The sequence below is a fragment of the uncultured Cocleimonas sp. genome (assembly GCF_947495625.1).
Classification (GTDB): domain Bacteria; phylum Pseudomonadota; class Gammaproteobacteria; order Thiotrichales; family Thiotrichaceae; genus Cocleimonas.
The window spans coordinates 1-12,306 of the sequence record NZ_CANLZW010000061.1 but is presented as its reverse complement, the minus strand read 5'-3'; the positions used below and the strand labels follow the sequence as shown (position 1 = coordinate 12,306).

General features: G+C 40.9%; 9 protein-coding genes. 6 read left to right on the top strand and 3 right to left on the bottom strand.

What is annotated here, in order from left to right:
* Positions 1-91: 91 nt before the first annotated feature.
* The 3 genes from Q1A31_RS20655 to Q1A31_RS20645 all read right to left on the bottom strand — a co-directional run bounded on the left by Q1A31_RS20655 (position 92) and on the right by Q1A31_RS20645 (position 1,292).
* Positions 92-514 carry a type II toxin-antitoxin system VapC family toxin gene (locus tag Q1A31_RS20655; RefSeq protein ID WP_299881623.1) on the bottom strand — a complete coding sequence of 141 codons (423 nt, stop codon included), beginning with the start codon at positions 512-514 and terminating at the stop codon, positions 92-94.
* 2 nt (positions 515-516) lie between these two features.
* Positions 517-759: a type II toxin-antitoxin system Phd/YefM family antitoxin gene (locus tag Q1A31_RS20650; RefSeq protein ID WP_299881620.1), complete on the bottom strand. Its 243-nt coding sequence runs from the start codon at positions 757-759 to the stop codon at positions 517-519.
* A 146-nt stretch (positions 760-905) separates the two neighbouring features.
* Positions 906-1,292, bottom strand: coding sequence for a helix-hairpin-helix domain-containing protein (locus Q1A31_RS20645; protein ID WP_299881617.1), 387 nt, complete (start codon positions 1,290-1,292; stop codon positions 906-908).
* Positions 1,293-1,688: 396 nt separating this feature from the next.
* Between Q1A31_RS20645 and Q1A31_RS20640 the strand changes: the two genes are divergently transcribed.
* From Q1A31_RS20640 to Q1A31_RS20615, 6 genes are all read left to right on the top strand, one after another.
* Positions 1,689-2,315, top strand: coding sequence for an OB-fold-containig protein (locus Q1A31_RS20640; protein WP_299881614.1), 627 nt, complete (start codon positions 1,689-1,691; stop codon positions 2,313-2,315).
* Positions 2,316-2,409: 94 nt separating this feature from the next.
* Positions 2,410-4,266 carry a hypothetical protein gene (locus Q1A31_RS20635; protein WP_299881611.1) on the top strand — a complete coding sequence of 619 codons (1,857 nt, stop codon included), beginning with the start codon at positions 2,410-2,412 and terminating at the stop codon, positions 4,264-4,266.
* Between the two features lie 33 nt (positions 4,267-4,299).
* Positions 4,300-9,741, top strand: a complete 5,442-nt coding sequence (locus Q1A31_RS20630; RefSeq protein ID WP_299881608.1) for a DNA repair ATPase — start codon at positions 4,300-4,302, stop codon at positions 9,739-9,741.
* 157 nt (positions 9,742-9,898) lie between these two features.
* A complete protein-coding gene (locus Q1A31_RS20625; RefSeq protein WP_299881606.1) occupies positions 9,899-10,078 on the top strand; it encodes a hypothetical protein in 180 nt (59 codons plus the stop codon).
* 170 nt (positions 10,079-10,248) lie between these two features.
* Entirely contained in the window at positions 10,249-10,803 is a 555-nt protein-coding gene (locus tag Q1A31_RS20620; protein ID WP_299881601.1) for a zf-TFIIB domain-containing protein, read from the top strand.
* A gap of 101 nt (positions 10,804-10,904) precedes the next feature.
* Positions 10,905-11,987 (top strand): hypothetical protein, encoded by a 1,083-nt coding sequence (locus Q1A31_RS20615; protein WP_299881598.1) that lies wholly within the window; start codon positions 10,905-10,907, stop codon positions 11,985-11,987.
* The last annotated feature ends 319 nt before the right edge of the window (positions 11,988-12,306 follow it).

The window sequence follows — 12,306 nt, the reverse complement described above, 5'->3', positions numbered from 1 at the left end:
GGAAGCAAATCTATCCCTGTCAAAACGGTTGAATATTATTTTGCAAAAATGGAGGAGACCATATATGGGGGGTGACTTAAGCTTTATTTGATTATGATAAATAAATTTCGATGCCTGCTTTTTTTGCAGCTTTTCTTAAATCCTTATCCAAGGTAGCAATAGGCAGACCTTCACGAATAGCTAATTCAAGATATGCCGCATCATAGCTACTTAATTTATAAGCATCTGCCAATGCCAAGGTCCTATTAAATGCTTGTTTAGACGTACTTGAGTCGGTATGAATCGGAAGATTCTCTAGTTGCGATATAAATATCTCAATTTCTCCCGCATCAATTTCAGAACGTTTTTTTGCACTCAATAAAACATTTGCAGCTTCCAGATGCCACAAGTCAGGCACATAAGCCTCATCATCTAACATACTCTTGAGTACTTTTTCAGAGTAGTTCTGGTCTGCTTTTTTTGTACTCGCCAATAACCATCTCATTGACACAGAGTTATCTAAAACAAAAGCCATTATTATTTGCGATCACTAGTTTTCATCTCATCTAAATCCCTATCAGTAACAAGATGTTTCCTTGATTTAAGTATATTGTTTATAGCTGTTTCGGCTTTACTTTTTTCGCTACTTTTACTAGGTATCAGATCAGCTACAGGCTTACCGTGTTTAGTAATTGTAAAGTTCGCCCCTGTTTCTTCAACTTGACGCAAAATCTCCGCCAACCTAGTTTTTGTATCATAAGTTCCTATTTCAGTATTCATTTATATGCTCATAATTTGCAATTAAGACCAGCATACTAGTCTTAATTATTTTAAACAAGAAAATTCCTTATTTAATAATTTAAAACAAAAAAAACCAGGATAAACCTGGTTTTTTATTCACATATTAATAAACCTTAACTACTGACTTAATCATCTACTTTCTTTTTAAGCTTTGTTTTCTTTTTCGATTTAACTTTCTGCTCTGATTTCTTCACGACTTTCTTTTTACTCTTGGTTTTTGCTTTTGCCTTATCAGGAGCAGCGACAACACCTTTAGTTAAGGATAGGCTCGACTTAATTTTTTTATACAGCTTTTCACCAATGCCTTTAACTTCCTTGATTTCTTCTATCTTCTCAAACTTCTTATGTTGTTTTCGGTATTTTACAATATTAAGCGCTTTTTTCTCTCCAACACCTTTTAGATAATGCTGTAACGCACTTGCATCGGCTTTATTCAAGTTAACAATTTCCGCTGATGCAGAAAAAGAAAGAAATGACAGAAATACAGCAAAGAAAAGTGATTTTAATTTCATATTAATTACCTGTTTTTATTAAAGTTATGTAAGTGCTATTTATTAATAGCGCAACAATAAAATCATAATTTATACATTGCGTGCAACTTTTTATGATAAATGGTAATTATTAGTCACATACTATTAAACTAATGATAAGCCATATTTAAATTCTGAGCAAAAACGTACTGAACGCCTATTACATTATATCCATAGCGTTTCTTCCATCGCATTAAGGTTAGGTTAAATTATTTGCTGATAAAATAATGTAATAAGAAATTTTAATTCAATTCATTCTTGTTTATGGACTGTGATCTGAATAGATTTCAAAGAACTTCATGGAATGATGGATCTTGATAAACCGCTACACACCGTCTATTTCTCTTGGCTAAGACATACTAAAAACAATAAATATTTATGACTGAATTTCTAAACAATGCATTCGCCTTCCCTACGCTTTTCTATACAGGCTTGCTGATTTTAACCGTACTTTACTGGCTTGCATCTAGCCTAGGTTTCGCTGATCTTGATCTTTCAGAAGGTGTAGAAATTGAAGTCCCAGATGTTGCCGATACTTCTGGCTGGTTAAGCAAAATCAAACTTGATGGGATTCCACTGACCATCAGCATTTCTTTAGTTATCTTTTTTTCATGGGTAATTTGTTTTATTGCCGTACATTACTATCAGGATAAATTATCAAGTAATCTGGTAGAGATTTTTGTAGGTCTCTGGATCATTATCCTAGCGCCATTTATCTCAGCCCCCATTGTTGGAACATTACTTACACCGCTAAAGCCATTCTTTAATAAACTAAGAGAAAGTGCAGAAGGTCGACATGCAGATTCGCTGATTGGCCACCTCGCTATTGTAAGAACAAATAAAGTAACAATGAATTTTGGGGATGCAGAAATAGATGACGAAGGCGCGAACCTTATTTTAAAAATACGCGCTGAAGAACCCAATGATTTTAAACGCGGTGACAGCGTCATTATCACTGAATATATCGCAGACGAAAATACATACCGGGTCAGAGCTTCGGCATAACTGTCAGGTATAAAAAACAGCTTCAATAAAATTAATAAAAATACATTTAAACAACTTAAAAAATAAACACTAAAACAAAAAAGGGTACATAAAAATGGGTGGTTCACTGACTGTTTTCACAATGATCGCGATTGCAGTAATCGCACTACTGGTGCTGATTATATTAATCTCTTTCGCGCGCTTTTATATCAAAGTGCCTCAGGGCTGGGCATTAATCATTAATGATATGTCGAGTACACCGAAAGTTAAATTTACTGGCGGTATCGTCTGGCCTGTTATCAACAAAAAAGAATTGATGAAAATTTCATTAATTACCCTGGAAGTCGATAGAAAAAATAAAGATGGTTTGATCTGTAAAGACAATATCCGTGCCGACATCGTCGTTGCCTTTTACATGCGCGTTAACGAGACCCAGCAAGACGTACTTAAAGTTGCAAAGTCGATCGGTGTAGAAAGAGCCTCTGATAGAGATGCAGTACATGAATTATTCAATGCCAAATTCTCAGAAGCGCTTAAGACTGTTGGTAAAAATATGGACTTCGTTACCCTATTCGAAAACCGTATCGCCTTTCGTGACAGTATCATCGAAGTTATTGGCAACGATTTAAACGGCTATGTGCTGGAAGACGTAGCGATTGACTACCTTGAACAGACACCAATGACACATCTTGATCCTCACAATATTCTGGATGCTGAAGGTATTCGTAAAATCACTGAATTAACTGCGATTCAAAACGTCAGCACAAACGAACTATCGAAAAATGAAGAACTAGCCATTACCAAAAAGAATGTAGAAACAAAAGAAGCAATGCTGGAACTAGAGCGTCAGGAAGCCGACGCAACTGCCAGACAAAAACGTGAAGTGGAAACGATCCAAGCACGAGAAGAAGCAGAAACCATTAAAGTCCAGGAAGAGCAGCGCTTACTGTCTGAACGCTCTCGAATAAAGACTGAAGAAGAACTTCAGGTGATGGAACAAAACAAAATGCGCGAAGTGGAAGTTTCTGAAAACAACCGTTTACGCGCTGTAGCGATTGAAGAAGAAAAAGTAGGACGCGCACGCGAACTAGAAATCGTCTCCAAAGAACGCGAAGTAGAGCTACAAGTCATCGAAAAAGAAAAAGCTCTCGAAGTCGAAAGAAAAGAGATCGCCAATGTCATTCGCGAACGAGTGATCGTTGATAAAAGCGTTGCCGAACAAGAAGAAAAAATCAAAGAAGTTCGTGTGGTTGCCGAAGCAGACAGACTCAAGCAAGCAACCGTTATTGCCGCAGAAGCACAAGCTGAAGAAGAGTTGGTTAAACAAGTCAAACAAGCGCAGGCAGATGAAGTACAAGCGGGTCACAAAGCGAAAGAAATTAATATCCTAGCGCAAGCAAATCTAGAAGCAGCCGCTAAAGAAGCAGACTCGAAGAAGCAATTGGCTGAAGGTACACAAGCAGAAAAAGCTGCACCTGGTCTTGCTGAAGCACAAGTAAAAGAAGTGATGGCAGAAGCAATGCAAAAAGAAGGCCTTGCAGAAGTGAAAGTCATGGAAGAGAAAATGGACGTCGAAGCAACAGGTAGCGAGAAAATCGGCCTTGCGGCTGCAATGGTTCTAAAAGAGAAATTCAAAGCAGAAGCAGAAGGTTTAGTTGAGAAGTTCAAGGCAATGAATGATATGAGCCCTGATTCTCGCCAGCATGAAGAATTCCGTATGCAGCTAGAAAAAGACTTCGAACAAGCAATTGCTGAAATTGATGCGAATAAAGAGATCTCAGACGATCAAGCCAAGGTACTCGCGACTGCACTAGAAAGCGCGAATATCGATATCGTTGGTGGCGGAGATTATCTGCAATCATTCACAAAAGGATTAGGTTTAGGCAAAACTGTAGAAGGTGTTCTTGAGAAAAGCCCGGCACTTGAATCAGTACTGGGAACATTACTCGCCTCAAAAGCTGCCTCTAAATAAAATCTGCTTTTAAATAATTGAAAACCTTATCCTATGTCCGATAGCATTAATAACAGCGCGGAAGCTAAAAAAACTGCGCAAGCCAATAGCGACGCTGTAGATCAGGCTGTATCTGAAAGTAGCGCTTACGAGATTATTCGTAAGCGTCTTGAACAGCAAGCCAATGATCTCGAAACGCACACTAAAACCTTAAACGAAGCGCGTTTAGAGGAATTTGGTAGCTCAGAAATGAGCGTGCTTGGGCGTTTGCGTGTTCGTACAGAAAACAACTGTGTCGCCAGAGATATTGCCCAAGTTGGCGATACCTTAATTTTTGGCTACAACGTTTTTATCGGTCTCAAAAAAGAAACGCATATTGAAGACGTTTTCATGCTCTACAAGCTTGTCGAAAAAGACGGGCAATATGAGTTTGAAACACTTCCCATAAAAGAAAGCTTTCTCGGTGAAGCATCATTTGTCGCAGACTTTAACGAGCTTTATACCTATTACAAAAATGCGCGATTAATTCAGCTCCTTGTTAAAGATAATAAGCTCTTAGCCTCTTTCCAGATCGGCGCGCAAATCACCGATATCCGTGTTTTTCGCTGGAGTATAGATAACCAGAACAAACTCACCTACATTGATAATCGTGGTGAATACGATATTGCACTGCCCTCACCTTATGATTTCGAATGGGTAAACACCACGCGTGAAGATTCGGTTAATGGCAGACATCCGCACATAAACATCCTTGATACGGTATTTGTCGAAACCATTGGTGGCGACCTTACGGTAAAAGTCGAAAACAATACCGAAACGGGCAAAGGCATTTACGCCGAACCGGTCGATGAAAAAAATCAATCAATTGACGATGCAGCGATTGCTTATGCCGATTTAGGCAAATTTGTACTTCTACAAATCACCCCTTACAAAGAACAAGTCACACGTTATCTGGTATTTAACAAACAGAACAACCAAGTAAATCGTATTGATGAAATCGGACAATCCTGCCAACAGCTTCCAGAAGATCACGGCATTATTTTCCCTGGTGGGATTTACCTGCAAAACGGTGAGATAAAAACCTTCGCCGAAAAAACCAAAGGCATGCGTTTCAAACGCAGTATCCGCTCACCCAATGGAGAAGATATTCTGTATGTGTTTTATGAAGCAGAAGAAGGCAGAATCGCGTTGTTTTCATACAATATGATCGAGAAAGATCTTGCCAATCCGTTATTCGGACACGGCTACAGTATTTATGACGATGGCAAAATGGTGATCTTCAGCTCAGAAAGCGAAGAGCCTACGCGCATTCATCCGATGCAAGTGTGGCAAACCGCTTTCACCTCAGAAGAATTCGCCACTAGCACCAACACTAATGCGTCCTTTTACACCAATATCGGTAATGCCGAATTGGTTCGTGGTATTTCAGAGCTGTACAGCATCTCTCGTACCATTGATAAGCAATCTGCTTCAGCCAGTGTATATAACGAACTATCGCAAGCCTCAGAGCGTTTACAGAGCGCTTACTACTGGCTAGATAAACCCGAACTCGCTGATGTCAAAAGCACCTTACAAAAGATAAGTAAAACCTCAGAACTGGTTCTCGATGAATTCGAAAAAGTAGAAAGCATTCGCCAACGTGCGGATCAGGCAATGCAGGAAGCAGAGCAAACTCAGGCGGATATATTTTCAAAATTATTGTCTGATAGCTGGGATAAAGTCGAAGAATTTGTCGATGCTTTAGATAGCATCCGCAAACAACGTGGCCACTTACTCACGATCAAAGAATACCGCTATATCGATCAGGCCCGCATCAAAGATATGGATGTGGCGCTGGTTGATAAACAAGAAGCGCTGGGTGAAGAGACGCTTAAGTTTTTATCGGAAGAGAAATCCTTAATCCCCTATCAGCAAAAACTCGATAAACTGGATAAAGAAGCAGAACAAGCCAAAACCCGCGCCGAAATTAAAACCGTCATCGAAAACTATGAAAAGATGGCAGGCGATCTCGATCTTATCTCCGAATTAGTTTCTACCCTACACGTTGAAGACGCCACGATTCGCACACGCATTATCGAAAGCATCTCCAGCATTTATGCCAAACTAAATCAGAGCAAAGCACGCGCACGCCACAAATACAAAGACTTAGGCTCAGCCGAAGCAGTTGCCCAGTTTAGCGTTCAATTCAAACTGTTTAGCCAGAGCATCGCCAACGCCGTCGGGTTAGCGACATCGCCTGATAAAGCAGACGAACAACTCAACCGTTTACTGGTACAGCTGGAAGAACTGGAAGGCCAGTTCAGCGAACACGATGAATTCCTCGCAGACATTATCAGTAAACGCGACGAAGTATATGAAACCTTTGAAACGCACAAACAATCACTAATAGCAGAACGCCAACGTCGTGCGCAAAACCTACTTGATGCGGCAGAACGAATCCTCACCTCATTAAACAGACGCACGCAAAAACTCAGCGATATTGATGCCTTAAACACCCTATTCGCCTCTGATCCGCTCGTTATTAAAATCCGCGATATTGCAGAAAAGCTACGTGAGATTGACGACAGCGTCAAAGCAGACGACATAGAAAGCCGACTCAAAAATAGCAAAGACCAAGCCTTACGCTCACAGCGTGACAAGTCAGAAATCTATGAGGAAGGCGGCAAGGTCATCAAATTAGGTCCGCGCCATCGCTTTAGTGTGACAACGCAGGAACTCGATTTAAGCATTCTGTTTAAAGACGATCGCTTAAACCTGCACCTGAATGGCACCGACTATGTAGAGCCGATTGACAACGCAGAACTGAATGCGCAAAAAGCCTTCTGGCATGTGGATATCGAATCCGAATCAGCGGTACTTTACCGTGCCGAATACTTAGCCGGACTCATTTTAGAAAAAGCCACATTGAAGCAAGATAATCTCGATTTAGTAATGCTTGAAATTGCGGCGAAAGACGAAGCCGAACTGATAAAAATCGTACACGACTTTGCCACACCACGTTACAAAGAAGCGTATGAGAAAGGCATTCACGATCACGACGCGAGCAAAATTCTACAACAATTATTGCCGATTCAAACAACCAGTGGCTTACTACGTTTTCCACCGTTGGAAAGAGGCTTAGCCGCACTATTCTGGTCAGTCACTCAAACACAAGCACCGCAAAACAGCTGGCAAAAACGCGCCTTAAGCGCCAAACAACTTGTCGATGTATTCAATCACCACGATGCCAGCACCAGATTGCAGGAAGAAATCCAACAGCAATTTAATCTCTTCCTGAAAAGCTATCCAATCACGATTGATGAAGCGACCGCACAACGCAGTTGCGAATACCTAAGTCAGGAACTGGCACAGGAAAAAATCAACTTTGTCTCCAGCCAGTACGCGCAAAAATTACTCGATGAGTTACGCCGTAACCTGCAAGTCGCCAAAGCATGGAAAACTTTTGAAAGTAGTTTAGAGCAGTTAGAAAATCAACATCACGAACGTTGGGCACTGGCGAGCTCGTGGCTAACGGCGATGTTAGCGGCGCAACAAAACAAAGATGAAAACAGTCAGGCAAATCAAACACTGGCGCATTACGTGCCAGAATCGGTCGCTTTACTGTTATGCGAATCGATTACGTGGAAAGAAAACAATACTGCTCTGGAAATCACCATCAGCGATTTAATGGGCGACCATCCACGCATTCACAAACAACAATTACACCTGAGTTTAGATGACTTTTTAAGTCGCTATCATCAACACAGAACGCATGTGCTCCCCGGTTATCACGACTACTTGAGCATTCGCAGCCGTATCATGAAAGAATCGGCAGAATCTTTACGTCTGGATGAATTCAAACCCAGACCGTTATCCTCATTCGTTAGAAACCGACTTATCAATGAGCTCTACCTATCACTAATCGGCGACAATCTGGCCAAACAAATGGGAACTGTCGGTGAAGATAAACGCACCGATTTGATGGGCTTGTTGATGATGATTTCGCCGCCCGGTTACGGTAAAACCACCTTAATGGAATACGTTGCCAGCCGTTTGGGATTGATTTTCATGAAGATCAACTGTCCTTCATTAGGGCACGATGTATTATCGCTCGATCCAGAACAGGCACCGAATGCGACAGCCGCTCAAGAGTTAAACAAACTCAATCTCGCCTTAGAGATGAGCAATAACGTGATGCTATATCTGGATGATATTCAGCACACTCATCCAGAATTCTTACAGAAATTCATCTCATTAAGTGACGGCACCCGTCGCGTAGATGGCATCTGGAAAGGTAAAACCAAAACCTATGATATGCGCGGCAAACGCTTCTGCATCATCATGGCAGGTAACCCATACACCGAATCGGGCGATGTGTTCCAGATACCCGACATGCTCGCCAACCGTGCTGATATTTACAACCTCGGTGACATGCTCGGCGATCACGAAGAAGCCTTCTCACTCAGTTACATCGAAAACAGCTTAACCGCCAATCCCGTGCTTGCACCATTGGCAACGCGTGAAATGTCAGACACTTATTTATTGATTGATATGGCAAAAGGCAAGCAAGTCGCCTCCACAGATCTCAAGCACAATTACAGCGGCGCAGAGCTAAACGAAATTGTTGAAGTGTTAAAGAAAATGTTCGTGATTCAGGAAGTCATCCTGAAAGTAAACCAGCAATACATCGCCTCAGCCGCACAAAACGATGCTTACCGAAAAGAGCCACCGTTCAAGCTGCAAGGCAGTTACCGTAATATGAATAAAATGGCAGAGAAGCTATCAGCGGTAATGAACGAAGAAGAAATGATGCAGATGATCGAAGATCATTATCTGGGTGAAGCACAATTACTCACCAACGGCGCTGAAGAAAACCTGTTAAAACTCGCCGAACTACGCGGCAATATGACCAAAGAACAAAAAGCGCGCTGGACAGCAATCAAAAAAGACTTCATGAAAAATAAAATGACCGGCAATGAAGAAGCCACCATCGGCTTAGACATTAGTGAAAAGCTCGGCTTCCTGGTTGACAATATCGAAGCGGTGAATCAATCACTCAAACAAAACGACAGCAGTGAAAAACTCGTCACGCAGTTATCTGATATTTCGAGCACCCTGAAAGGCTCGTTACAAGCGATGCAACAGGCATCGGAAAAATCTGCTGCAAACGACACGGCAGACACCGAATCAAAAGCCGACAAAGCCTCGATTCTACTCGCCACCTCACTCAGCAATATGTCTCACAGCATCGAGAATGTGCAGAAGTCATTGGCAGAACCAAAAGCCACAGACACCTTATTAGCTGAATCACTAAAAGCGCTATCCGAAAACCTGAACAATAAAACCAGCTCACAGAAAACCACCAGCGAAGAAATCGTAGTACAGCTCTCTAAAATCGTAGAAGGCATGACAGTAATGAATCGCGAACTGGAAGAAGTATCAGAAGCCTCGCAAGAAAAAGCGAAATGGTTTTCGAGATTGACTAGAAAAGAGAAAGAGAAGGAAAAGAATTTGTAGGTCACCCCCCTACTTTGGGGCGTTTTTTATTAAAAAAAGCACTAGCTCACCTTATGAGGCGATACTAAAACTTAGCGTGTAGTGGCACTTTTTCTTAATTTAAAAATACACAAGAACCTGATAAGTTGACAATAATTGTTGTTAAAGGAAAAGTCTCATGAATGTATCACTACCACTTGAAGAATACATAAATAAAAAAGAGAACAGAAGAAACGAAAAGCTAGATGCTCTGCTCATAGAAAGGCTTGAAAGCTTAAACAATGGTGAAAAAACCATATCAGCAGAAGAAGTTAAAAACAGTATATTAAAGAGCCTCAAACAAAATAGTCAAAAATAATCATGGGCTTCTCAATACGATTCACAGAGAGAGCTCAAGCCACTTGAAGCTCGAAATATAGAATTATAATTGATGCTGACGGCTGATCATTTAGGTTGTTTAAATAGATTAAATAATAGAGTTTAGAGTCACCCCCTACCTTTGGGGCACTTTTTTAAAGGATGTAAATCATGAATTGTACGAGTTGCAACAACGGTTTTCTAAAGCCCAGTAGTATTGAAGGACAGTTTCCCGCTCATACCTGCACAGACTGTGGTGGACACTGGATTCTAATCAAAGATTACGTTGCATGGTTAGCGCGCAAGCCAGACTATCAATTTTCTGAAAACATAGAAATCGAACTAGAATCCACTGATACCAAGAAGGCATTAATTTGCCCCGCATCTGGTAGCATTATGAGAAAATTCCGAATCTCAGCCACTAATCAACATCGTATAGATTACAGCTCTACCGTAGCTGGAATCTGGCTAGATCGTGGAGAGTGGGAATTACTCAAAGCAGAAGGCTTGGCAGGTTCTTTAAATGCCGTTGCAACCAGACAATGGCAAAGCAAAATCAGAGAAAACAGCGCAGAACAAACCTTTAGTAATCTCTATAAAGACAAATTTGGAATTGATACCTACGAAAAAGTAAAAGAATTCAGAGCTTGGTTAAATGAACAACCGCAGAAGGCAGATTTGAAGGCTTATTTACTTGCTGAAGATCCGTATTCGGCAGAGATATAAATTAGGTCACCCCCCTATTTATGGGCACTTTTTGAATCTTTCATAAATCCAGAACCAGCATCTAATCTATGCCACAATCGTATCTTTTTTATTAGAAATTTATGAAACATTTACTGGTTGATATTTCAGGACATGGTTTCGGGCATTTAGCTCAGGTAGCGCCAACACTCAACGCATTGGATTCAAGGGAAATAGATATTCATGTGACCATACGTACGGCACTCCCTGAGAATATGCTTAGGTCCAAGATCTCTTTTAAATTTGATTACGTCCACATGGAACTGGATAAAGGCATGATCATGAATGATGCCATTGGTGTTAATGAACAAGCATCTTATGACTGGTACCAACAATTCCATGACACATACGACCAGACATTAAGCGAGCAAACTCAGTTACTTAAAACACTAAAGCCTGATCTTTTATTTGCAGATATCCCTTATATCAGTCTAGATGCAGCTCATTCGCTAGGGATTCCCTCCATTGCGCTTTGCTCCCTAAACTGGGCCGATATTTTCTATAACTACTGCAAACACCAAGCCAAATCAGACATTATCTATAAACAGATTGTTGCCGCTTACAACAAAGCAGATTCCTTTTTACAACCCACGCCATCAATGGACATGCCTGAAGTAACAAATGGCAAGGCTATAGGCCCCATTTCACAACATGGCAATCAACACAGACTCTCGGCTTATACCCAATCGACAGACCTTGATAAGAACCGGGAAAAGTTTGTACTGGTCAGTCTGGGAGGAATAGATATGCAGCTGGCGATTGAAATCCTGCCAGAAATCGAAAATGTAAACTGGATTGTGCCGAACACAATGACCTCAAGCCGAAAAGACATATTCCCCCAATCCGTATTTCAAATACCCTATATTGACCTTGTAAGCTCGGTAGATCTGATACTGACAAAAACAGGCTATGGCACAATGGTTGAAGCGGTAACACACCAAATACCCGTGTTATGTATTGAAAGGCCCGACTGGCCTGAAGAAAGCAATCTATTTAGCTGGTGCAAAAAACATGGCAATTTTGAATCAGTAACACGCCATCAGCTAACGCAAAAAGAGTTTCCAGAACGTATAAAGAAATTGCTAAACACAAGTTGGGATAAACCCAGTATTAAAGCCAATGGAGCTCAGCAAGCTGCGGATATACTTTACCAGTATCTTGTTTAAGCTTGGTTATAAGCACTTCATCAATATTGTGGAAATGAGCATAGCCATTATTGAACTCTCCTCATGTTTATTGACTCCATTAAATTCTTTGAATGCAATTAATGGAAATTTGTAAATGATTGACGCTTGGTTACATTAAGAAAGTCACCCACTACTTATGAATGACAACTCGTTTTTGTTTTATAAAAACGATATTGGAATTTATGCTTCGCGAGGCTGTTTTTGGTCACCCCCGTACTTATAGGCTGTTTTTGGTCACCCCCGTACTTATAGGCTGTTTTTGGTCACCCCCGTACTTATAGGCTGTTTTTGGTCACCC